General features: G+C 30.9%; 25 protein-coding genes. 20 read left to right on the forward strand and 5 right to left on the reverse strand.

The genetic code is table 11. The annotated features are described in order from the left end of the window. Window positions 1–612 precede the first annotated feature (612 nt). The 5 genes from thrC (at window position 613) to JJD95_RS13980 (ending at window position 6,028) form a co-directional block, all read left to right on the forward strand. Complete coding sequence (gene thrC, locus JJD95_RS13960; protein ID WP_291643635.1) at window positions 613–2,100, forward strand: threonine synthase; 1,488 nt, start codon at window positions 613–615, stop codon at window positions 2,098–2,100. Window positions 2,101–2,109: 9 nt separating this feature from the next. After that, on the forward strand, window positions 2,110–2,994 hold the full coding sequence (gene thrB / locus JJD95_RS13965) for a homoserine kinase (protein WP_291643636.1): 885 nt from the start codon (window positions 2,110–2,112) through the stop codon (window positions 2,992–2,994). Between the two features lie 16 nt (window positions 2,995–3,010). Then, window positions 3,011–4,336 (forward strand): aspartate kinase, encoded by a 1,326-nt coding sequence (locus JJD95_RS13970; RefSeq protein ID WP_291643637.1) that lies wholly within the window; start codon window positions 3,011–3,013, stop codon window positions 4,334–4,336. 40 nt (window positions 4,337–4,376) lie between these two features. Continuing rightward, window positions 4,377–5,666: a homoserine dehydrogenase gene (locus tag JJD95_RS13975; RefSeq protein WP_291643638.1), complete on the forward strand. Its 1,290-nt coding sequence runs from the start codon at window positions 4,377–4,379 to the stop codon at window positions 5,664–5,666. Window positions 5,667–5,824: 158 nt separating this feature from the next. Beyond that, entirely contained in the window at window positions 5,825–6,028 is a 204-nt protein-coding gene (locus JJD95_RS13980) for a cold-shock protein (RefSeq protein WP_291643639.1), read from the forward strand. Window positions 6,029–6,099: 71 nt separating this feature from the next. On the opposite strand, the gene fdhD is transcribed toward JJD95_RS13980, so the two are convergent. The 4 genes from fdhD to fdhF are packed head-to-tail and all read right to left on the reverse strand — an operon-like array spanning window position 6,100 to window position 11,463. Then, window positions 6,100–6,870 (reverse strand): formate dehydrogenase accessory sulfurtransferase FdhD, encoded by a 771-nt coding sequence (fdhD, locus tag JJD95_RS13985; RefSeq protein WP_291643640.1) that lies wholly within the window; start codon window positions 6,868–6,870, stop codon window positions 6,100–6,102. Between the two features lie 5 nt (window positions 6,871–6,875). Beyond that, window positions 6,876–7,490: a molybdenum cofactor guanylyltransferase gene (locus JJD95_RS13990; RefSeq protein WP_291643641.1), complete on the reverse strand. Its 615-nt coding sequence runs from the start codon at window positions 7,488–7,490 to the stop codon at window positions 6,876–6,878. A gap of 4 nt (window positions 7,491–7,494) precedes the next feature. Beyond that, entirely contained in the window at window positions 7,495–9,426 is a 1,932-nt protein-coding gene (locus JJD95_RS13995) for a 4Fe-4S dicluster domain-containing protein (RefSeq protein ID WP_291643642.1), read from the reverse strand. Next, window positions 9,427–11,463, reverse strand: coding sequence for a formate dehydrogenase subunit alpha (fdhF, locus tag JJD95_RS14000; RefSeq protein WP_291643659.1), 2,037 nt, complete (start codon window positions 11,461–11,463; stop codon window positions 9,427–9,429). 204 nt (window positions 11,464–11,667) lie between these two features. Between fdhF and JJD95_RS14005 the strand changes: the two genes are divergently transcribed. From JJD95_RS14005 to JJD95_RS14015, 3 genes are all read left to right on the forward strand, one after another. After that, complete coding sequence (locus JJD95_RS14005; RefSeq protein WP_291643643.1) at window positions 11,668–12,018, forward strand: hypothetical protein; 351 nt, start codon at window positions 11,668–11,670, stop codon at window positions 12,016–12,018. 169 nt (window positions 12,019–12,187) lie between these two features. Then, a complete protein-coding gene (locus tag JJD95_RS14010; protein WP_291643644.1) occupies window positions 12,188–12,841 on the forward strand; it encodes a heterodisulfide reductase-related iron-sulfur binding cluster in 654 nt (217 codons plus the stop codon). Window positions 12,842–12,973: 132 nt separating this feature from the next. Further along, the gene (locus tag JJD95_RS14015) at window positions 12,974–14,350 is read left to right on the forward strand and encodes a diguanylate cyclase (RefSeq protein ID WP_291643645.1); all 1,377 of its coding nucleotides are present in this window, start codon (window positions 12,974–12,976) and stop codon (window positions 14,348–14,350) included. A 67-nt stretch (window positions 14,351–14,417) separates the two neighbouring features. Here JJD95_RS14015 and JJD95_RS14020 read toward each other — a convergent pair whose 3' ends face one another. Next, a complete protein-coding gene (locus JJD95_RS14020) occupies window positions 14,418–15,074 on the reverse strand; it encodes a Crp/Fnr family transcriptional regulator (protein WP_291643646.1) in 657 nt (218 codons plus the stop codon). Window positions 15,075–15,177: 103 nt separating this feature from the next. Here JJD95_RS14020 and JJD95_RS14025 point away from each other — a divergent pair, with 103 nt between their 5' ends. The 12 genes from JJD95_RS14025 to JJD95_RS14080 all read left to right on the forward strand — a co-directional run. Next, window positions 15,178–15,504 carry a cupin domain-containing protein gene (locus tag JJD95_RS14025; protein ID WP_291643647.1) on the forward strand — a complete coding sequence of 109 codons (327 nt, stop codon included), beginning with the start codon at window positions 15,178–15,180 and terminating at the stop codon, window positions 15,502–15,504. 1 nt (window position 15,505) lies between these two features. Further along, window positions 15,506–15,988: a permease gene (locus JJD95_RS14030; protein ID WP_291643648.1), complete on the forward strand. Its 483-nt coding sequence runs from the start codon at window positions 15,506–15,508 to the stop codon at window positions 15,986–15,988. Then, a complete protein-coding gene (locus JJD95_RS14035; protein WP_291643649.1) occupies window positions 15,985–16,713 on the forward strand; it encodes a permease in 729 nt (242 codons plus the stop codon). Before JJD95_RS14030 ends, JJD95_RS14035 begins: the two co-directional genes overlap by 4 nt. A gap of 46 nt (window positions 16,714–16,759) precedes the next feature. Beyond that, window positions 16,760–17,647 carry a stage II sporulation protein P gene (locus tag JJD95_RS14040; protein ID WP_291643650.1) on the forward strand — a complete coding sequence of 296 codons (888 nt, stop codon included), beginning with the start codon at window positions 16,760–16,762 and terminating at the stop codon, window positions 17,645–17,647. A 153-nt stretch (window positions 17,648–17,800) separates the two neighbouring features. Beyond that, on the forward strand, window positions 17,801–17,974 hold the full coding sequence (locus JJD95_RS14045) for a Fur family transcriptional regulator (protein ID WP_291643651.1): 174 nt from the start codon (window positions 17,801–17,803) through the stop codon (window positions 17,972–17,974). A 4-nt stretch (window positions 17,975–17,978) separates the two neighbouring features. Beyond that, on the forward strand, window positions 17,979–18,812 hold the full coding sequence (locus JJD95_RS14050; protein WP_291643652.1) for an Mrp/NBP35 family ATP-binding protein: 834 nt from the start codon (window positions 17,979–17,981) through the stop codon (window positions 18,810–18,812). Then, the gene (locus JJD95_RS14055; RefSeq protein WP_291643653.1) at window positions 18,812–19,165 is read left to right on the forward strand and encodes a NifB/NifX family molybdenum-iron cluster-binding protein; all 354 of its coding nucleotides are present in this window, start codon (window positions 18,812–18,814) and stop codon (window positions 19,163–19,165) included. The genes JJD95_RS14050 and JJD95_RS14055 overlap by 1 nt, the downstream gene beginning before the upstream one ends. 455 nt (window positions 19,166–19,620) lie before the next feature. Then, window positions 19,621–19,809 (forward strand): 4Fe-4S binding protein, encoded by a 189-nt coding sequence (locus JJD95_RS14060; protein ID WP_291643654.1) that lies wholly within the window; start codon window positions 19,621–19,623, stop codon window positions 19,807–19,809. Between the two features lie 542 nt (window positions 19,810–20,351). Next, complete coding sequence (locus tag JJD95_RS14065) at window positions 20,352–21,020, forward strand: Crp/Fnr family transcriptional regulator (protein ID WP_291643655.1); 669 nt, start codon at window positions 20,352–20,354, stop codon at window positions 21,018–21,020. 16 nt (window positions 21,021–21,036) lie between these two features. Continuing rightward, window positions 21,037–22,017: an MqnA/MqnD/SBP family protein gene (locus JJD95_RS14070; RefSeq protein WP_291643656.1), complete on the forward strand. Its 981-nt coding sequence runs from the start codon at window positions 21,037–21,039 to the stop codon at window positions 22,015–22,017. Continuing rightward, complete coding sequence (locus JJD95_RS14075; protein WP_291643657.1) at window positions 21,986–22,777, forward strand: ABC transporter permease; 792 nt, start codon at window positions 21,986–21,988, stop codon at window positions 22,775–22,777. Before JJD95_RS14070 ends, JJD95_RS14075 begins: the two co-directional genes overlap by 32 nt. Then, on the forward strand, window positions 22,764–23,060 hold a 297-nt coding region (locus JJD95_RS14080; RefSeq protein ID WP_291643658.1), incomplete at its 3' end, for an ATP-binding cassette domain-containing protein. The genes JJD95_RS14075 and JJD95_RS14080, both read left to right, overlap by 14 nt.

Below are 23,060 nucleotides of genomic sequence, written 5' to 3' on the forward strand. Positions count from 1 at the left end.
TTCTTTCATATTTAAATCTACCTTTCTGATTATCAACACCCCATTTGTACAATCTTATGAGGTATATTCTACACTATATTTTTGTATGTTTGGGACATAATCAAAAACGGTATACTAAGACATTATCATAAACGGATCATAATTACCTAGATAGATTTAAGTAATAACTTGACAAGCCGATAAAAAAATAGTAAAATAACAACAATATATAAAACATAATAAATTTTAAAAAATAGGAGGGCAATTATGATGATAATAGGGTCAATTACCACCAGCATGGGAAATACTTTAATAAGCTTTTTTAATTGCTCCATAACTTCTTAAAATATAAGTAGAGGGAATTATTTGAATCTTATATTATGATCAGTTAGGAGATAACTTTTCATAATGGTGTTGATATAAAAATGATTTAAATAATTGTGAATACTTCAGTAATAAAAATACCGTATTTATTGGTGTTTTAAAATATATTGAAAACTAAGTATTTTAAATATTTATTATAAATCGTAAAAGCACTGTTAACAAGAGTTAACAGTGCTTTTACTATACTTAATTACTAAGTTCACAAAATTCAAACAATATATACCGTTCAAAGTATAAGGGGGAATAAATATGAATTTAATGTACAAAAGTACAAGAGGAAGTAGCGAGCTCATAACAGCTAGTGAAGCTATTATAAAAGGTATGGCAGAGGATGGAGGATTATACATCCCAGTTAAAATTCCGAGAATTAATACGCCACTTCATAAGATTATGGATTTTAGTTATTGTAAGTTAGCCAATTACATCTTAAAAGAATTTCTAACAGATTTTTCAGAAGATGAAATAAGTGACTGCGTTAAGAAAGCTTACAGTAATAATTTTAGTTCAGAGGAAATAGTTGAAGTGAAGAAAGAAGGGGACGAGTTTTTTTTAGAACTTTATCATGGACCAACCCTTGCATTTAAGGATATGGCACTATCTCTACTTCCTCATTTATTAAAGACTGCTTTGAATAAACATAAAATAACAAAAGAAATAGTAATTTTAACAGCTACTTCTGGAGATACAGGAAAGGCAGCACTTGAGGGCTTTAAAAATATAGACAAAACAAAAATAATAGTTTTTTATCCTGAAAAGGGAGTAAGCGAAATTCAAAAAAGGCAAATGACTACTCAAGAAGGTAATAATGTTTATGTAACTTCAATAGAAGGAAATTTTGATGATGCACAAAGTGGCGTTAAAGAAATTTTTAACGATAGTAAATATAGTGAATTCTTAGATAAACATAATTATATTTTATCTTCAGCTAATTCAATAAATATAGGAAGGCTTGTGCCACAAATTGTTTATTATTTTTATACTTATTTATCACTTTTAAAGAAGGGTGAAATAAAAAATAATGAAAAAATAAATATAGTAGTTCCAACAGGAAATTTCGGAAATATTCTTGCAGCATATTATGCAAGTGAAATGGGTCTTCCAGTAAATAAATTCATATGTGCATCAAATGAAAACAATGTACTTTCCGATTTTATAAAAACAGGAGTTTATGATACTCATAGAAAATTTATGATTACAGCATCACCATCTATGGACATTCTTGTATCTAGTAATTTAGAAAGACTAAATTATTATTTAAGTGGTAGAGATGAAGAAGTTATTTCGAAATTAATGAAAAAACTGAGTTTAGATGGAAAGTATGAAATAACTCAAGGTATGAAGAATGGCTTAAAAGATTTTCATGCTGGATTTTCAACAGACAAAGACACATTTAAAAGTATAAAGGAAGTATACGATAAATTTAATTATGTAATGGATACCCATACTGCTGTAGCTTATTCAGTGTATAAAAAATATAAGATGGAAACAGATGATAATACAAAAACAATTATAGTATCTACAGCAAGTCCATTCAAGTTTACAAGGAGTGTGTGTAATAGTATTTCTGTAGATACTGAGAGCTTTGATGATTTTGAATTAATTAATGAACTCTCAAAAAACACAGGTCTTAAAGTACCTTCTTCAATTAAGGACTTGAAAAACAAGGAAATAATCTATAAAAACGTATGTATTAAAGAAAACATGAAAAATGTAATTAATGATTTTCTGAAAGTGTAGGTGAATAAAATGATTAAAATAAGAGTTCCAGCAACAAGTGCAAACCTTGGACCAGGATTTGATTGTTTAGGTATCGCCCTTAATTTATATAATAAATTTGAGTTTGAAGAGATAGACAAAGGGTTAGAGTTCATAGGCTGCGCGGAAAAATTCAAAAATAAAAATAACTTAGTATATACGTCAATGAAAAAGTGTTTTGATGAAATAGGATATAAAAGCCCTGGAATCAGAATTAAAATGCAGTGCGATATACCAGTATCAAGAGGACTTGGAAGCAGCGCTGCATGTATACTAGGGGGAGTTATGGCAGCAAGTGAAATTGCAGAAGGGGCGCTAAGTACTAAGGAAATATTGGAAATAGCAGCAGAAATTGAGGGCCATCCAGATAATCTGGCACCTGCATTATATGGAGGGATGGCTGTTTCTATAAAAGATGAAAAAAACATTTATGTACAGCAAATAAAATTAAAGAAAGTGTTTAAACTTTGTGCTTTGATACCAGATTTTACTTTGTCAACAGAAAAAGCTAGAAGTATATTGCCGAAGGTAATACCATATGAAGATGCGTTATTTAATATAGGAAGAACAGCACTTATGATAGCAGCACTTAGTAATGGGGATATGGATATGATTAGAATTGGTTGTGAGGACAAGCTTCATCAGAGCTATAGAGGAAACCTTATAAATAATTATGGTGATATTACTAAAAGATGTAGAGAACTAAGCTCTAAAGGCGTATTTTTAAGTGGTGCTGGACCCACTATTATGAATATAATTAATGATGAAAATGAAGAATTTGAAGTGGAAATTACTAAATATTTATCAGCGCTTAAAGATGAATGGACAGTTAAACAGTTAGATATAGATTTTAAAGGGACTATTATTTACAAATAGAAAGGGTGGGTTTATTATGAATGGGGTTATTGTGGCAAAATTCGGAGGAAGTTCACTATCTGACAGCGGTCAGTTTGCAAAGGTTAGAGATATAATTTTGTCAGATGCGAGAAGAAGATACATAGTGCCTTCAGCTCCTGGTAAAAGAGATGTGAATGATTATAAAATCACAGATATACTATATTTATGCCAGGAACATGTGCAAAAGGGGGTACCTTTTGACGAGGTCTATAGATGTGTTGAAGAAAGATACACAAAGTTATGCAAAGATCTTAATATAACCTTTGATATATTAAGCTGCCTAAAGGACTTAAAGGAAAAGATAATTAATGGTGCAACTAAGGATTATGTGGCAAGTAGAGGAGAGTATTTCAACGGACTAATACTATCTCACTATTTAGGAGTTCCATTTGTGGATGCAGCTGAAATAATTATTTTTAAGAAAAACGGAAAACTCAATGAAGAGGCTACATATGATGCAGTAAGAACTAAACTGTCAAAAATTTACAAAGCAGTAATTCCAGGATTTTATGGAGCAACAACAGATGGAAAAATAAAAACATTTTCACGTGGCGGATCAGATATAACAGGGGCTATAATTGCTAAGAGTGTAGGAGCTATAGTGTATGAAAACTGGACTGATGTATCAGGATTCCTAATGGCAGATCCTCGTATAGTAGATAATCCAAAGCATATTTCTGAAATTACATATAAAGAACTTCGAGAACTTTCTTACATGGGTGCTAATGTGTTTCATGAAGAGGCAATTTTTCCTGTAAAAAGGGATGGTATTCCAACGAATATAAGAAACACTAATAAACCCTCAGATGAAGGCACTTATATTATAGATGATAGTGCTGAAGTCAAAATCAGAGATATAACAGGAATATCAGGAAAAAAAGATTTTACAGTAATAGCGATAGAAAAGACACTAATGAAAAGAGAAAAGGGATATTACCTTAGGGTTCTTTCAATTTTAGAAAATAATAACGTTTCTTTTGAACATATACCCTCAGGTCTTGATTCACTGTCCCTTATAATCGATGATAATGAATTAGAGGATAAGCTTGAAAAAGTATTAGAAGAAATTGAAAAACAGTGTAGCCCAGATTCTTTAATAGTATACCCTAATATGGCATTAATAGCAGTTGTAGGAAAAGGTATGATAAGAACAAAGGGCGTATCAGGTAAAGTTTTTAGTGCTTTAGCTAAGGCTGAAATAAATATTAGAATGATAAATCAAGGATCTAATGAACTAAGTATAATTGTAGGAATTGAAAATGAAGACTTTAAAAATGCTATTAGAGCAATTTATGATACCTTTGAAAATGAGTGTAAATAAGAGCTTTTTATAATTGAATATAATAGGAAGGGTGAGAAATATGAAAAAGATAAAGATAGCAATACTCGGACTTGGAAATGTAGGTAGGGGAGTATGGAACATATTAGATACAAATAAAAATGAAATAATGAAACGTTCTGGTTATGAAATAGAAATAGCTAAAATATTAGTAAGAGATATAAGCATGGATAGAGGAATAATCGTTCCAAGTGAAATCCTTACAGATAATATTGAAGACATATTAAATGATGAGGATATAAAAATCGTAGTAGAGCTCATCGGGGGTTCGGGTGAAGCAAAAGACTATATGCTAAAAGCAATGAAAGCAAAAAAACATGTAGTAACTGCAAATAAGTTTGTACTTGCTAATTGGGGCGAGGAATTATTTTCTACAGCTGAGGATGAAGAAGTTATGTTCTACTATGAAGCAAGTGTAGGAGGAGGAATACCTGTAATTCGTGAAATTAATGAAAGCCTTACAGCTAATAAAATAGAGCAGATTACTGGGATTGTAAATGGAACAACTAATTATATATTAAGTAAAATGTCATTAGAAGGAATGAGCTTTGAAACCGCTTTAAAAGAGGCACAGCAAAAGGGATATGCTGAAGCTGATCCTACAGCTGACGTAGAAGGATATGATGTGGTATATAAACTTGCAATTATGGCTTCTCTAGCATTCGGTACGAAAGTTCACCCGGACTCCATATATAGAGAAGGAATAAATAATGTTACTTCTATAGATATTGAGTATGCAAAGAAATTTGGGTATGTAATAAAGCTTTTAGCCATAGGAAAAGAGGAGAATAATCAATTGGAACTTAGAGTGCATCCAACCTTAGTACCAGCTACTCATCCAATTGCAAATGTTAATGATTCCTTTAATGCAATCTTTATTAAAGGAAATGCAGTTGGAGATTTAATGCTTTATGGCAGAGGTGCAGGGGAATTGCCTACTGGAAGCGCTGTAGTAGGAGATATAATATCAATTCTAAGAAATAATGAAAATATGGCAATAGATAAGCCTTCAAAAAATTATTTAGGACATAAAAGAATTAAAAATTCAGAAGAAAATAGTTCTGAATTTTATATAAGATTAAATGTTAGGGATAAAGTAGGGGTTTTAGGTGGTATAGCATCTATATTTGGTAAAAACCATGTAAGTGTAGTATCTGTAACTCAGAATGTGCAACATGAAGATTTTGTATCTTTAGTGTTTATTACTCATAAAGCTTTAGAAAAAGATATAAGGAACTCTATAGCAAAAATTAAAGAGTCTGAAAACTTAAATAAAGTAGAAAGTATTTTAAGAATAGAAAATTTCAATTAAATTACCCTTAAAGAGTTAAACAATGGAAAATTATAATATATTATGATTCGTAAGAAAATTGATAATTTTCTGTTATTGTGGTATATTATAAGGGTAACACTGTTGATACAAAATTAGTGTATCTTACATAATAGTGTTTTGTCTTAGGAGGAATAACAATGAAAATCGGAACAGTTAAATGGTTTAACGTAGAAAAAGGATTTGGATTTATTGAAGTTGAAGGTGAAAAAGATATTTTCGTTCATTCATCTGCAATATTAGGAAATGAATCAAGAAAAAGTCTTGACGAAGGCCAAAAAGTACAATTTGAAACAGAACAGGGTCAGAAAGGACTTCAAGCAATTGAGGTTTCAGCAATATAAATAAAATTTTTCAGTAATATTTATATTACAAACAAAAGCCACCTTTAAGAGGGTGGCTTTTGTTTGTAAATTTAAATTATTCTATGTTCATTACAATAAATATTCATTCGAATGCCACGTGCAAAACCTATTATAGTTATATTTGCAGCTTTAGCAAGGCTTAGGGCTAAAGAGGTTGGTGCAGAATGAGAAACTATAATTTGTATACCTGCCTTTGCTACTTTAACGACTATATCTGAAGAAATCCTTCCTGTAGTCATTGCAAGCTTATCTTTAAGGTCCATATTTATAAGCATCGCTTTTCCTACTACCTTATCTAAAGCATTATGTCTACCTATATCCTCGGAAAAAGCAAGGATACTATTTTCACTGCATAGGCAGCAGCTATGAACTCCACCAGTTTGTTTGAAAAGCTCTGATTTATTATTAAATTCACTCATTAATTTTATGATATTTACTATAGGGAATTTAGAATTGCTGTCTATAGTCTTAATACTGCATTCTTCAAGAGATATTACACGAATACTTCCGTTCCCACAACCAGAGGTTATAGCCTTTGCACCACTTTCATCTACAGTAATTTCATGGTCTAAAATTATACATATCCTATTTTCATACACTTCGTCAATGCTTATAATTGAACTCATAGAGGAAATTACTCCTTCAGAAAAAAGAAAGCCTACAGCCAGTTCCACTACTTCAATAGGTGTACACATAAGGGTTGCATAAAATTCGTGATTCACAAATATGTCTAAGGGTATTTCTTCTATTATTAAATCCAAGGTGTCTTCTTGTAGTCCATTTTTTATCCTTTTAATATTAACTTGTTTTGTTATGTTCATTATACTTATGAGTCCTCCAAAAATATATTTTTTAAAACTGTAAGATCAGATTTATAATTAAGATTAGTGAAAATATCCTTGCCACCACAATATTTTCTCCAGCTATTTTCTTCTACATAATACATCCTACTGTTTCTAATTACATCGTGGAGTTTATAGTTGTCTTTCTTTATCTCAGTTTCAAAAATAGCAATCATATCAATAGAATAGAAAGCATAAAGGGGCTCTATATATTTAGAATTATAAGATACAACCCCTTGTACATTTTCGCTTTTTATTATTTCCATCATATACTGTATATAATTTAAATTTATTATAGGCATATCGCAAGCGGTAACAAAAACATATTTAGAAGTAGTATTTTTTAGTGCTGTATAAATGGCTCCTATTGGGCCTGCATTTGCTATAATATCTTCCGCCACCATATATTTTGTATCCTTAAATTTTTCAACATCATTCGATATCAGTATTATATTTGTAAAAATCTGCGCAAGCTCTTCTGCAATAATTTCAGTTAAAAACTTATTATTGATTTTAATATTACACTTGTCAAAGCCCATTCTAATACTTTTCCCACCACATAAAATAACTGCAGATCCAAAGTCCTCCAATAGTTTCACCTCTCTAAAATTCTGGCGGTAGTGTCAGCATTTCCTCATAATTAAATACTGGTCCATCTATGCACATGTATTTATTCCCTACCTTACAATGCCCACATTTACCAATTCCACACCGCATATGTGTTTCTAGGGAGGTATATATATCAGTGCCACTCATTCCTAGTTTAATTAAATCTTTTGCAAGTGCCTTTATTCTTCTTGGAGAAGCACATATTATTGCTGAAGTATTTTTGAAATCTAATTCTAGATCGGGTAATAAATCATTTATATAACCCACGTGGGCATGAACTTTAGTGGTTGGAGAACTAAGGGCATATAAAACTTTTACACCCAGGGTATTACTCCATGCTATTAAATCATCCTTGTATATCATATCCTCATAGGTCATTGAACTGCCTATAATTACAATCTTACCAAAATCCTGAGTGTTTTCAAGAGCATGTGTTATGAAGGTCCTTACTGGGGCAATACCAACTCCACTTCCAATAATAAGAACATTTCTACCTTTAAGTTCTGCGTAGGGAAATCCTTTGCCAAAAGGTCCTCTAAGGCCAACCTTATCTCCAATTTTCATTTGATGCATTACATTCGTTACTTTACCGGCTTTTTTTATGCAAAAATCAAAAATATGCTTTTGACTTGGAGAAAAAGGAATGGATATAGCTATCTCACCAACGCCAAAGACTGTTATTTCAAAAAATTGGCCCGATAATTTAAAATTTTCGTGAAGTGACTTATCTTCATATTGCAGGAAAAATCTTTTGATAGTTTTTGTTTCCTGAATAATATCTGTAATTATAGCTATTTGAGGAACATAAGTGCTTTCGCAGCTTTCTTTAGGGTGAGAATAAACAATATCTTTATCGGCGTGATCTATGGAGATATTTGTTTCTACTAAATTATTGTCTTCTTTTACGATACTTCTTTCACTTAATTCATTGATTACATTAACCACATTTATGGAGGCTGGACAAACGGCCGTACATCGTCCACATCCACTGCAACCCTTCATATTAAATTTTTCTTCAATATATTTAAATTTATCAAACAATCTGTATCTTACCCTGGATACATCGTTTCTCGGATTATGTTCCCCAGCATTTCTAGTAAAGGAATCACTTTGACAAGAATCATAACACCTAACTCTACATCCGCTGTCACAGCTTATATTTTCTTCCACCACATTAAAACAGGTGCAAGTAGGGCAAATATTTGTACAACCAGTACATAAAACACAATCTTTTGAAAGCTGATTCCATAATGGATCATTAAAATTATCTTGGAGAACTTTTGCAATATTATTTACTTTAATTTTTGTTTTAAATTTATCTGAAGTAGCCTCTGTAAGTTTGTCTTTCTCAATTAACAGCTTATTGTCAGCCGCGGTAAACAAATTTTCTCCTAGGAGAATTAATTCTTCGCCTTTAGCACTTCCAATTTCTACTAAATATTCATGTTCAAGTGGAGTAAAGAGAATATCATAACCTACGCGAGCAAAAGGACCAGTTCCCATTGAACTGCAAAAGCAATCGTCGCCTACGCTAACGCAGTTCATAGCAACTATCCATGTGGCTTCTCTATTTTTTTTGTATAGTGCATCCTCATAATCCTCTAGAAAAAATTTATCCATATAAGCAATCCCGTATGCATCACAGGACCTAATTCCAAACAGTATACTTTTGTCTCTGGGAGTTTCATCTTCATGAACTTCTACTCCACTATTGTTAATTTTCCATTGGAAAAGTTTCTCCTTTTGCTTAAAAAGAAATTCCTTTACAGGAAAAGGGAAGTTAATATAATCTAGGCACAATTCATCGTCTCCATAAGGGAGGAGCATAACTTGCCCTTCATTTTTTTGAGGTGAATAAACATCAAATGATGATTTAGACCAAGTATTTAAAAGTTCTTTTAAATCTTCCTTTTTAAGAGTATACATTTACTTCACCCCCTCTATTTTTACAGCACAAACCTTAAACTCTGGTATTTGTACAATTGGATCTAAATTTCTCCCGATAAGCTTATTTACTGATTGTTCACCAAAGTGAAAGGTCATAAATACAACTCCTACTGATATTTTATCTGTAATATGAGCCTCTGTTATAACTTCACCTATTTTTGAAGTTACCTTCACTTTGCTACGTTCTTTTAGCCCAAGTTTTTCAGCGTCTAGTGGATTAATCTCCATGAATCCATGTGGATATTCTCTGTCTAGTGCCCAAGACCTCCTAGTCATAGTACCAGTATGATAGTGATGGTTCATTCGTCCTGTTGTTAGAATGAAAGGATATTCATTAGTTGCTAGTTCAGTGGATTCTGTGTACTCGTTTACGCTAAACTTACCAAGTCCACGGGTGAATTTTCCTCTGTGCAAAAATTTTGTTCCTGAATGGTTAATATCCGTGCAGGGCCATTGAAGTCCTCCATCATTAAGCCTTTCGTAAGTTATTCCTCTGTAGCTAGGTACTAATGTTCTAATCTCTTCCATTATGTCAGAAGGGGATGAGTAATCTGCACAGCCGCCAAGAGATTTTATTAAACCACATAGTATCTGCCAATCTGATTTACTACTTTCAACAGGTTCTATGGCTTTTCTTACTCTTTGAACTCTTCTTTCTGTATTTGTGAAAGTCCCATCTTTTTCAATAAAACTAGCTCCAGGTAGGATTACATGAGCTAGCTTTGCGGTTTCTGTCATGAAAATGTCCTGAACCACAAGAAGTTCTAAATTCTCTAAGGCCTCTTTTACATGGTCTAGATTTGGATCTGAAAGCATTGGGTTTTCTGCCATTATAAAAAGAGATTTAACGCTACCGTTAGCTGAGCCGTCCATCATTTCACCTAAGGTCATTCCATTTTCGCTTGCATAATCTTGTCCCCAAACTTCAGCAAATTTTTTATTTATATTTTCATCTTTTAGGCTTTGATAGCCAGGAAGTACATCTGGTAATGCTCCCATATCACAGGCACCCTGAACGTTATTTTGTCCTCTAAGTGGATTTACTCCTGTGGATTCTCGTCCTATTTGACCAGTTATTAGAGCGAGGTTTGCAAGGGCTGCTACATTTTTTGTACCACTTATATGTTGTGTTATGCCCATAGCATATATAATTGAAGCTGTTTTTGCATTAGCGTATAGCCTTGCAATCTCTTTAATAGTATTTTCAGGTACACCTGTAATAGTTGAAACTAATTCTGGTGTATATTTTTGAATGGAATCTTTAAATTCTTCAAAGCCTTCAGTGTTGTTCTCTACAAAATCACTATTCACTAAGTTTTCACTTACAATTACATTTAATAGTCCATTTATAAATGCTAAATTAGTTCCAGGGGCAAGAGGGGCATAAATAGCTGCGTTTTCAGCTAAAGGTATCTTCCTTGGATCCGCTACAATTAATTTTGCACCATTTTTTTTAACCGCGTCTATTATTCTCATGGCGATTAAGGGGTGCTGCTGGGTAGTGTTAGAGCCAATAACAAAAATAACCTCGGTATTTTCAAGCTCTTCAATTGAATTAGTCATAGCTCCACTTCCAAATGCTGCGGCTAAACTAGCCACTGTAGGGCTATGTCAGAGGCGAGCACAGTGATCTATATTATTTGTATGGAGTACTGATCTTGCTAGCTTTACCATAAGATAATTTTCTTCGTTTGTACACCTAGCGGAGGATAGCATTCCAACAGCCGAAGGACCGTTTTTTTTAATGATATTATTAAACGAGGAACTTATAAATTCAAAAGCAACCTCCCAGGTAACCTCTTTAAAATTTCCATCCATAGTTCTCATTAAAGGTTGTTTTAACCTATCGTTATGATTAACAAAACTATAGCCTTGCCAGCCTTTAACGCATAGTTTGCCCTTGCTTACAATATCATTATTTTTAGGAGTAACACCGACTACTTCATTATTTGCTACATTTAAGTAATAATTACACCCACATCCACAATAACCGCAAGTGGTAAGTACTTTTTTCATAAATTCACCCCTTTAGTTTAAATTATTTTAAAAACTGTAATTAATTTTATATCTATATATAATAACATACTATTCTTTGTTTTTATGTTAAAAATTATTATTTAGATTGTTAATATAATGACATACTACTAAACTGAATTTTTTATAATAGTTGGGAGATAATATAACAATAGAAAGATAATAATTATTTTAAGGAGGGTACATATGAATAATATAGAAAAATTGGTAAAAGACTTTAAATATAAACAAAAAAAACATAAGATAAACTCTATTAAAGGGGTTACATTATTTGCAGGATTAGGTATTGCAATTGGAGGAACTATTTTGGGTTTATTGTATCAAAGGTGTTGTAGTGAAATTACACATATTATTATTAAAAATGCTAAAGATTTTGATGAAGATATTAACGAAGGAATAAATATAGAGAGTGATGAAATTAAGCAAACCTTAAAAAACAAAGCTAATGAGCCTATGGGTGATGTTGGCAGTGCAATGAAAGAGGCACTTGAGGATTTGGAAGTTGAAGAGCAAGATGAGAATGATGTTACAGAGTAAATATTCAGTTTGCGAAACTATATCGCTAGCTATTCTTAAATATCTATAGGGGTATATACAAACACATCGATGATACTTAAAATATCATGGATGTGTTTGTGTTTTTATACTGATATAATAATTGTAGAAGATTAGTTTGTTAAAATATAAAAAGAGGTGGGGAACTGTTATGAAAAAAGTATTTGCACCTGGGTGTGCTTTGATGATTTACAAACCAGAGCTAGGGAGAAAAGTGTTGGGATTTTTAAATAGAGATTTAGGTAATATAGATGAACATCTTATTTGCTGTAAGCATGAACCCAATTTGGATAAGGGTACGCAAATAATAAATACTTGCGCTGGTTGTGATAGACGTTATAGAGAACTTTACGCGGGAATAACAACAATTTCACTTTGGGAGGTATTAGCGAAGAGCACAACATTTCAGTTCCCCAATTATAGTGGATGCGAAATGACTATATTGGATGCTTGTCCTACTCGGAATGAGGAGAGAGTACAGAGTGCAGTAAGAGTGTTATTAGAAAGAATGAATATAACTGTGATAGAACCAGAAAAAACAAGAAGTTCAGGTACTTGTTGTGGAGATAGTTTTTATGGCGTTCTTCCTGAGGATCAAGTTAAAGAGCAAATGAAAAAACGTGCTAATGAGATGCCTGCTAATGATGTGGTTGTTTATTGTGTTTCTTGTACTAAATCAATGTACATAGGAGGTAAAAAACCAAGATATTTAGTAGACCTATTATTTGGAGAGGATACAATTGTAGAAACCTTTGAACCAGATGATTGGCACGGTCAACTAGATAAGTTTATAAATGAACATTAAAAATAAATATAGCCTATAATTCAAGAAAATGTGAAATTAAATGTAGCAAGATAAAAAAACTAGATTTATATTTGTAGAAGTAAGGTTACTATTGAATGTAAAAATGTTGAATTGTTGCTTCATGAAAATTATATGTTTCTACAAACTCTCATTGACACAATCCCTAACCCGATTTTCTATAAAGATGAAAAGGGAATATACAAACATTGTAATGTTACCTTTACAGAATATTTAGGTTTGAAAAAAGAAGAAATTATAGGTCACACAGTTTATGATATGAACCCAAAAGAATTAGCAGATGTTTTTTTAAAAGCTGATATGGAATTAATGCAGTCCAAATTAAAGCAAGTTTATGAAGGTAAAGTAAAACATGCAGATCAAACAGTGCATGATGTTCTTTTTACTAAAGGGGCGGTTGTTAATGAAGAAGGTCGAGTAGTTGGAATTGCAGGAAATATGACTGATATTACACGACTTAAAAAAATTGAAAATAAGATAACTAGACTTTTAAAACTAAAAGAATTAATGTTAGAAATAAATCATGCTATCCTTGAAGTGAATGATATTAAAGAATTATTTATATTAGTTTTAGAAAAGTTAACTGTGGCAATGGATAATCGCGATCTTGGTTGTGTTTTAGTTTTGGATCAAGAAGAAAATCTAAAAGCCATTGCTAGCAAGGGGTATGATAGTACTGAAACAGAAAAACTTGGCTTCAAATTGAAAGATTCTTTCTTTTGGAATGCATCGCGAGGTAACTTAGATAAATCTATTATAATTAATGATATTCAAAAACTCAACTTTCAAAAGTATACCAAGCTTTTAGAAACAGCGGATAGAATTAAAGTGGAATCATCTATTAGTATACCGATTCTTTTAGATAAAAAATTGTACGGTTTAATAAATATTGATAGCACACAAAATAATGCTTTTAGTGAATCTGATTTAGACGTATTAGAATATTTAAAAAATCAAATTGAGATTGGTATTGCAAAACATAAACTTTATGAAGAAACGGTGTACTTATCTAGGTATGATAATTTAACTAATGTATATAATAGGCGATATTTCGAAGAATTATTTGAGGTAGTAATTGGTAGAGCAAAAAGGTACAATGAGAGCTTTTTTGTGGTAGTATTCGACTTAAATGGGCTGAAAATTATTAATGACACTTATGGGCATCTAGCTGGAGATCAATTTATTAAAACCTTTGCAAGTGACTTAAGCAGTAAAATAAGAATTTCAGATATATTTGCACGATTTGGAGGAGATGAATTTGTTGCAGTTTTTTGGGAAACGAATTTACAAAATCTAAAAGAAAAATTAGAAACTATAGCTAAAGAATTTTGTGACAATCCTATTATTTTTGAAGAAAACACATTTGTGTGTAGATTTAGCTATGGAATTTCTAATTTCCCCGAAAATGGAATTGATTATAATGAATTGATTAGAATTGCAGATAAAAACATGTATGAATACAAGCAAAAATTTAAAAATAGGTTATTGTAATAGGCTGGTATTTATATAATACCAGCCTATTTTTTAAAAAAGAATGGTTTTATTGTCATGTCATTTTTCACTCTATATCAATTATTGTAATAGAATGAGCGTCATATTCTATTAATCCGTCCTTCCTCATTTTATTTAATTCACGAGAAAGAGAAGGTCTTTGAATTCCAAATTTTTCAGCAAGTTCTTTTTTTGTGTATTGTAATTTAATTATTTTACTGCTTTGGGAGAAACTTTCATATATTAAAAAATCAATGATGCATTGCCTTATAGTTTTCATAGATAATGATTTGATTTTGTCAGTCAATATTAAAGTTTTATCTGATAGTGATTGGAGAAAATTATTTAAAAAAACCACATTGGTTTGGCATAATTTTAAGATTAAATCTTTTTTTATATGAAGTACTATGGCATCAGTTTTTGCAATAATGGTCATTGGATAAAAGTTTTTATGTGAAAAAAGCAAATTTCCACCTAAAACATCACCAATATTGAAATGACTAATAGTTAATGCATTGCCTTTTGAATCAATATCTTGAACTAATATAGTTCCTTTTAAAATTATGTCAAATCGTGTACATTTTTCATTTTGAAAATATATTATAGAATTTTTTTTATACTTTTTAATTTCATATAAGTCTTTGGTAAACATATGATTTAGAGTTTCAAAAGAAAGATCTTTAAATAAATCGATGTTTTTAAGTAGTGGTATATAGTTTAACATATATTAATTATCTCCTTTTTCAAAATTAGTAACCATGGTAACTGAATTGTTTCCTAGACTCAATTATAATACGGGTAGAGACATTTTGAAAGGGGAAATTAAAATGATAGAAAAAAATTATAAATTCAACAAATCTATTGAAAAAAACGTTACAAAAGTTATCGATGATGATAATTTACTTTTAATGCATATGACACTGACTAAAGGAACGGGGCTGGCGGAACACTTTTCTAATTCTAATGTATATATGGTTATAGTAAAAGGCGTATTGACTATAAAACTAGGCGAACAAGAAGAAAAAGAATATCAACAGGGGAATATTGTTAATATACCATATAATATAAAAATGAATATAAATAATTTTAATGAAGAAATTCTTGAATTTTTCGTAATTAAAGCACCTAACCCTAAAAATTATGTAGGTAACTAGCATGGATATATTTACTATTGTACTTTGGGTTATTACTGGATCATGGTTTATATGGTCTATAATTAAAGATAAAAAAAGAACGATAGATTCTATTAAGATGTCAAAAGGTCTTATGGGAAACATGATGGGTTCAATAATAGGTATACTTTTTCTTATTGGTTTAATATTAACGTTTATTCCTCCTGATACAATAAAGCAATATATGGGTAATTCCAACGCTCTTATATCTACAATTGTATCAGCTTTTGTAGGAAGTATAACTTTAATACCTGCTTTCGTTGCTTTCCCGCTAGTGGGTTCTCTTGTAAATGCTGGAGCTAACATAGTACCAGTAGTTGCATTTTTAACAACGCTAACTATGGTAGGCGTTGTGACTTTTCCTCTTGAAAAAAGAGAATTTGGTTTAAGGTTTACTATAGCAAGGAATTCTTTGAGCTTTATATTTGCCATTATAATTGCTCTATTAATGGGGGTGGTGATGTGAGCTCGATTAGACAAAAACTAAAAAATAATATGCTATTAACCCTAGTAGCTGTGACTTATATAGTGATAGGAATTCTAATGCCTGGTAAAGCCCTTCAGTCTTTAAATAACAGTTTATATTATATAAAAGAAATGCTTATAATTATGCCAGTTATATTGTTACTAACATCTCTTATTGAAGCCTGGGTTCCTAAAAAATCAATAGAAAAGGCCTTAGGTGAAGGTTCTGGTTTTAAAGGATCTATATTTTCTTTCTTACTTGGAAGTTTCTCAGCAGGTCCTATATATGCAGCTTTTCCAGTGTGTAAAATGCTTTTAAAAAAAGGAGCAAGTGTTTCAAGTATAGTAATTATGCTCAGTACCTGGGCTGTAATTAAAATACCAATGCTTGCTAATGAAGCAAAATTTTTAGGCCTTAAATTCATGGCTATAAGATGGGTGTTTACTACTATATCAATTTTTATTATGGCTTATTTTGTCTCAAGGTTGGTAAAAAAAGAACATATACCCAGTGATGATGTTTTGAATAATGAAGAGAGTATACTTCGCATAAATGAGCAATACTGTATTGGTTGTGGAGTATGTAATAAAATATCTCCGGATAATTTTATTATAGAAAATAGAAAAGCACAGGTGCTTAAGACGGTAGTTAAGTCAGAAGAAAATGAAAATATAAAGACAGCCATAAATAAATGCCCCGCTAAAGCTATTGGATATAAAAATTAATATATAAAAGCTTAGAATTGTGAAAACAATTCTAAGCTTTTAATTTATGAAGCAATTTCACAAGTTGATAGAACATGGACATGAAGAACATTGGTTTTGTTCAGGTAAAAGGGCATATTTGGATAATAATGAAAGCAGTACTGATGTAAGTGTTACTGATGAGGGCAATAGTGTGGAGAAAATAAAAGCATTTATTTTTACCCCCTTTAATTTAGATGATAAGCAAGTAAGTAAATCTGAAGATAGTGTTGAGGCTCCTAATGTTATTGCAGACCTCTATAATCCTAATTTGAAACAAGCTCTAAATAAAGCAGAACCACGAGTACTTATATATCATACTCATACCTGCGAAGCTTACCTCACCTCAGATAAAGAAACACTTAAAACTACCAATAGTTTGGATCCAACAAGAAGCGTATGTGCTGTTGGAGATGTAATAACTGAGGAACTAGAAAAAAAATATGGAATTGCAGTTGTACATGATAAGACAGTGAATGATAAAGGAGATTATGATAATGCCTATAAAAAATCTGGAGTTACTTTAGATAAGTATTTAAAAGAATATGGAGATTTTGATTTAATTATAGATATACATAGAGATAGTGTAAAGAATAAGATTTTAGTAATGACTAAAATAAATGGGGTAAATGTTGCAAAGTTTCAGTTTGTAGTAACTGAGAAAAACCCTAGATATGATAAGCAGAAAAAATTAATAAATTCCATGATAGGAATATCAAATAAATTATATCCTGATCTTTTGAGAGACACCCCAATCTATCCTTATCAATATGGACTTGGGTTTTATAACCAGAATAAAAGTGATAATGCAGTACTACTTGAGGTAGGCACATATACTAATGATATTGGGGAAGGGAAAAATACTGCTAAGTATTTAGCAAGAATTATTGCAGAGCAATTAAATGGCAAAAAATAATAATTTCATTTTTAAAAAGGATAAACACAATCATTTTTCAAGTGTTTTTTTATTAAAGTAATTTTCCAAGCGCCTCTTATAGTTTTTATTTGAGGCTTATTGGCATTTGACAATAACAAATAAAAGGAGTAGTATAATAATTGTAAATAGCAAATGCCAATATACATCCATAGGATGATTGGTTTAGATAGTCAAAGTTTGAATCTTGACTATTTAAAGCTAAATAAAAAAATGGAAAAAGAAAAAGATTTAGAGATATATGATTCGAATATTATATTTGTAGGATTATGTAGTAAATGTAGGAAAGAAATAAAATGTAGGAGATGATTTTGTGGCAGAATGTAATACATGTCCATCAAGTGATGGATGTTCAAAGGATAAGGAAACGTGTATGATTGAAAATAATCCACTAAATAATGTTAAAAAAATTATTGGTGTAATGAGTGGTAAAGGAGGAGTGGGCAAATCTTCAATTTCTGTTCTTATAGCAAAACAATTAAAAGCTCTTGGTTATAGTGTAGGAGTATTAGATGCAGATATAACAGGACCAAGTGTTCCTAGACTTCTTGGATTAAAAGGTAAAAGAGCTACTAACAATGAACAAGGTATGTTGCCTGTTGTAACTAGTGATGGTATGAAAGTTATGTCATTAAATTTTTTAACAGAAAAAGAAGATGATCCTGTAATTTGGAGAGGACCTATGCTTTCAAATGTGGTTAAGCAGTTTTGGACAGATGTTATTTGGGAAGATCTTGATTATTTAGTAATTGATATGCCACCAGGAACAAGTGATATTGCATTAACAGTAATGCAAACTATTCCAATAAATGGTATAGTTATGGTGTCTATACCACAGGATCTTGTTTCTATGATAGTATCAAAAGCGGTGAATATGGCAAGAAAGATGAATATTAATGTTTTAGGTGTTATTGAAAACATGAGTTATATAACTTGCCCAGATTGTGGTAAAGAAATAAAACTTTATAATGGTGAAGGCACGGATAAATTTCTAAAGGAAATGGATTTAAAACTTTTAGCAGAGCTCCCTATGTTGAGTAGCATAAGCAACTTAGCAGAGTATGGATATGAAAATGCAAATGAAAGTCTTGAACTTATTTTTAATCCTATAGTAACAAATATAATAAAAGATTTGGAGGTTAATTAATGAAAATAGCAATTTCGTCAGCGGGTAAAGCTAGTGATGATTTATTAGATACAGTGTTTGGAAGGTGTGAATATTTTCAAATTCATGATACAGAAAGTGAAGATATTAAAGTTATAGAGAATAAAGGTAAAACAGCTAGTGGTGGAGCAGGGATTGTTGCATCTAATCAACTAGTTGATGAAAATGTAAATGTTATAATTACAGGTAACCTTGGGCCTAATGCTTTTGAAATTATTGAAAAATCAGGAATTAAAGCATATAAATGTGACAGTATAGTTATAAATTTAGTTCTTTTAAAGTATAATAATGGTGAATTAGAACAATTAAAAATGTCTGGTCCTGCACGACATTAAGAAATATAAATTTAATTAAATTAAGGGAGGTATTATAAATGAAAATTGCAGTTGCAAGTGATGGAAAGCATGTAAGTGGACATTTTGGACATTGTAACGAATAATTATTTAAAATAAGCAAAATGGAATTGTTAGTCAAAGGTTATAATTTTGATTAGCTGAAAATTATGGAGATAATCATGATGAAAAATTGTGGTTATTATTTGTGGATGCTATAAAAACTGTGTATGAGGTAAAACTCATGACACAGTTTTTTTTTATAAAGTCTTTATAAATCAGATCCATAATAATTTTAGAGCAAAAATATTAAATTGTTATTGACAGATAAATTTCAATATGTTAATATTCTTATATACCTATAGGGGGTATAAATATTTCTAGCATTTATGTTTTGAATGCTAGATACAATTTAAATAATTCCTTTTAGAGGTATAGAAAAAAAAGAGGTGAAGGTTATGAAAATTAAAGTAATTGTGAATAGGTGTCCACAAAATCATCCATGTCCATCAGTGAGAGTATGTCCAGTAAATGCTATACAACAAGTTGGATTTGGTGCACCTACTGTTATAGAAGATAAGTGTACTACGTGTGGTAAATGTATAAGATATTGTCCTATGGGAGCAATACAATCTGTAGAAGATTAAAAATATCAATATAAGAAAATATAGTTGGATTTAGACCTAAATCAGATTTTGAACAGATATTAAATAAATATATGTAACATTTTTAAAAAATATTTAAGCATAAGAATGGTTTAGTGAACTAGTTAATTCACTATTTTTAAGGGAGAGAAGTATATTGAAAAGTTCCTGCCATCTAAAGAGAGCACTGAGACTATATGAGTCTCAGTGCTCTCTTTAGTTTATTCAAGTATCTAACAAGCGCTTGTCACTCTATTATTTAAATAAATAAAGTGCAAAGAACATAAATAATGAAACTAAACCAAAAGTTAAATTATATCCAATTAAGTTAATAAATAGTTTGGTATATTTTTATTTCTGCTCAAATATGTTTTTGTGATTTCTCTAGGTCTGCATAAGTAACTGCATTTCCTGAGATATATCCTTTTTTTACGGAAGTGTGAATTTACGAAAACTTGTGTTTACTAAAATATTGACAATGTATTTAATAGGGGATACAATAAATTAAAAGTGTCTTATCTAAGACATATTAGGTGGTGCACATTGTGGGCATAAGCAGTTTAGAAATTGATGGTTTATTTAATAGTTATTTATTTAGTGGTACTAATAGAACAATTCTTGAGGGTATATTATTAGAGAAGGCAAATATTTCTGATTTTAAGAAAAACTGCACAATTTATGATAGAGACAATTATTTTAATGGTTTAGGTATTATTATTAATGGTAGTGCCATAGTAACAAAAGGGAACGATGGTGATTTAGTACTTAGAGTGTTAAATAAAGGAGATATTTTTGGAGTAGCAACTATATTTTCAAAACAAAATATATATGTAAGCAAAATAAGTTCAATAGGTAATTGCAAAATATTATTTATTGATGAGAATTTAATTGAAAAAATGTTTGAGCTAGATTTTATACTTGTTAAGAATTATATATCAGTTTTAACAGAAAAAATATATTTTTTAAATAGGAAGATAGATGGATTTACTGTAAATACTGTAGAAGAGAAGTTAAGTATATTTTTACGTAACAATGCGCGTATGACGAGGGAAGGACAATATGAAGTAGATGTTAAAATAGGTTTTACAGAGCTATCTAAGATGCTGAATATTAGTAGAGCATCTTTATATAGAATTATTTGTGACCTTGAGGAAAAAAAGATTATCAAAAAAGAAGGTAAACAAATATTTATAAAAAATATAAACGAGTTATAGAAGGGGGATTATTATTATGAAGAAAGTTATGGCGTTAGTAGTTGTATTATTTATTGGATTTACAGGGTTTACAGGATGTTCAAAGGAAGAAGTTGGAAAAAAAGCAAATATTGTAGCTTTAAAGGGTCCTACAGGTATGGGTATGGTTAAACTTATGGAAGATGACGAATTAGGTAAAACTAAAAATGATTATACTTTTAGCTTGTCAGGTGCACCTGATGAAGTAGTTGGGATGATTACTACAGGACAAGTAGATATTGCTGCAGTTCCTACAAATCTAGCTGCGACACTTTACAAAAAAACTGAAGGAAAAATAAAGATTATCGCTAATAATACTTTAGGAGTTTTATATATAGTAACTAATGGAGTAGAAATTACAAAGATTGACGATCTTAGAGGGAAAAAAATATATGCAACTGGTCAAGGAACAACTCCAGAATATGTTTTAAATTACGTATTGGAACAAAATGGACTAATAGTTGGCAAGGACGTAGAAGTGGAATACAGAGCTGAGCATTCTGAAGTTGCGACTTTAATGGCAGCAGGAGAGATAGAAATCGCATTACTTCCACAACCATTTGTAACATCTGTATTAATGCAAAATAAAGATGTTAAGATTGCATTAGATATGACAAAGGAATGGGAAACCGTATCTGGTGAAAACCCAAGTGCTCTAGTAATGGGAAGCATTATTGTTCGAACAGAATTCTTAGAGAAGAATAAAGCTGTTGTAGATTCATTTTTAGAAGAGTACGCTATGTCAACAGAATATGTTAATAATAATATAGATGAAAGTGCTGCATTAATTGAAAAATTCGATATAATGAAAGCAGCACCAGCAAAGATCGCTATTCCTAAATCTAGTATCACTTTTATTGACGGAAGTGAAATGAAGTCAATGACTAGTGGGTTTTTAGAGGTGTTATTTAAAGCAAATCCAAAGTCCGTAGGGGGAGAACTACCTGATGAAGATTTTTACTACGAGGGTAAAAAGTAAAATAAGTAAATTTGTAATGAAGACAGGAGTATTATTAATTTGGCTACTTATATGGCAATTGGTTTATCTGTTTGTGGATCAAGAGCTTTTAATATCATCTCCAATAAATATTTTTATGCGTATAGTTGAGTTATCTTTTACAACATTATTTTGGAAATCAATTGGAATATCATTTATGAGAATATTTATTGGCTTAATACTGGCGTTAGTATCTGGAACTATACTAGCTGTTATCACAACTAAGTTTAAAATACTTGATTATTTTTTTAAGCCAGTGTTAAATATTATAAAATCAACGCCTGTGGCATCCTTTATAATACTTGCTTTAATATGGTTAAAATCTTATAGAATATCTGCTTTTATAGCATTTCTAATGGTATTGCCTATGGTATGGGAAAATGTGTCTGAAGGAATTAAAAACACTGATATCAAGCTTTTAGAAATGACAAAGGTTTTCAATATACCTAAAAGAAGAGTGTTAAAGGCGGTATATATTCCAAGCATTATGCCATATTTTGCTGCGGCTTGTAATGTTGGTATAGGTTTTGCTTGGAAGGCTGGAATTGCAGCTGAGGTAATCGGACTGTCTAAAGGAACTATAGGAAGAAATTTATACAATGCTAAAATTTATCTAGAAACTGTTGATATCTTCGCTTGGACTGTAGTGGTAATAATACTTAGCCTATTATTTGAAAAGGGGTTTGTAAAAGTAATTAATTTCTTCTTTAAAAAGGCAGGTATTATGTATGATTATCTTTAAGGGTGTAAGTAAAAGCTTTAATGGAGAGGTAGTTATCGAGAAGAAGACTATAGAATTTCCGCAAAAAGGAATAGTGTGTATATTTGGACCATCAGGGGTAGGAAAAACTACTGTTTTTAATTTAATAGCGGGGCTTATTTACCCAGATGAAGGTGAAGTTAAAATTACAGAGGATATTTCAATGGTTTTTCAGGAAGATAGGTTGATTCCATGGCTTTCGGCAATTGAGAATATTAGTTTGGTTTTGAAGGATAGAGAACTAGGCCTTAAGATGGCCAAAGAA

Source organism: Clostridium sp. (assembly GCF_016650035.1).
Lineage (GTDB): Bacteria > Bacillota > Clostridia > Clostridiales > Clostridiaceae > Clostridium_AD.

Coding starts and splice junctions, on each gene's coding strand:
- thrC (WP_291643635.1), top strand. CDS start 613: ATGAATTTAATGTACAAAAGTACAAGAGGAAGTAGCGAGCTCATAACA.
- thrB (WP_291643636.1), top strand. CDS start 2,110: ATGATTAAAATAAGAGTTCCAGCAACAAGTGCAAACCTTGGACCAGGA.
- JJD95_RS13970 (WP_291643637.1), top strand. CDS start 3,011: ATGAATGGGGTTATTGTGGCAAAATTCGGAGGAAGTTCACTATCTGAC.
- JJD95_RS13975 (WP_291643638.1), top strand. CDS start 4,377: ATGAAAAAGATAAAGATAGCAATACTCGGACTTGGAAATGTAGGTAGG.
- JJD95_RS13980 (WP_291643639.1), top strand. CDS start 5,825: ATGAAAATCGGAACAGTTAAATGGTTTAACGTAGAAAAAGGATTTGGA.
- fdhD (WP_291643640.1), bottom strand. CDS start 6,870: ATGAACATAACAAAACAAGTTAATATTAAAAGGATAAAAAATGGACTA.
- JJD95_RS13995 (WP_291643642.1), bottom strand. CDS start 9,426: ATGTATACTCTTAAAAAGGAAGATTTAAAAGAACTTTTAAATACTTGG.
- JJD95_RS14005 (WP_291643643.1), top strand. CDS start 11,668: ATGAATAATATAGAAAAATTGGTAAAAGACTTTAAATATAAACAAAAA.
- JJD95_RS14010 (WP_291643644.1), top strand. CDS start 12,188: ATGAAAAAAGTATTTGCACCTGGGTGTGCTTTGATGATTTACAAACCA.
- JJD95_RS14015 (WP_291643645.1), top strand. CDS start 12,974: ATGTTTCTACAAACTCTCATTGACACAATCCCTAACCCGATTTTCTAT.
- JJD95_RS14020 (WP_291643646.1), bottom strand. CDS start 15,074: ATGTTAAACTATATACCACTACTTAAAAACATCGATTTATTTAAAGAT.
- JJD95_RS14025 (WP_291643647.1), top strand. CDS start 15,178: ATGATAGAAAAAAATTATAAATTCAACAAATCTATTGAAAAAAACGTT.
- JJD95_RS14030 (WP_291643648.1), top strand. CDS start 15,506: ATGGATATATTTACTATTGTACTTTGGGTTATTACTGGATCATGGTTT.
- JJD95_RS14040 (WP_291643650.1), top strand. CDS start 16,760: ATGAAGCAATTTCACAAGTTGATAGAACATGGACATGAAGAACATTGG.
- JJD95_RS14045 (WP_291643651.1), top strand. CDS start 17,801: ATGCCAATATACATCCATAGGATGATTGGTTTAGATAGTCAAAGTTTG.
- JJD95_RS14055 (WP_291643653.1), top strand. CDS start 18,812: ATGAAAATAGCAATTTCGTCAGCGGGTAAAGCTAGTGATGATTTATTA.
- JJD95_RS14060 (WP_291643654.1), top strand. CDS start 19,621: ATGAAAATTAAAGTAATTGTGAATAGGTGTCCACAAAATCATCCATGT.
- JJD95_RS14070 (WP_291643656.1), top strand. CDS start 21,037: ATGAAGAAAGTTATGGCGTTAGTAGTTGTATTATTTATTGGATTTACA.
- JJD95_RS14075 (WP_291643657.1), top strand. CDS start 21,986: ATGAAGATTTTTACTACGAGGGTAAAAAGTAAAATAAGTAAATTTGTA.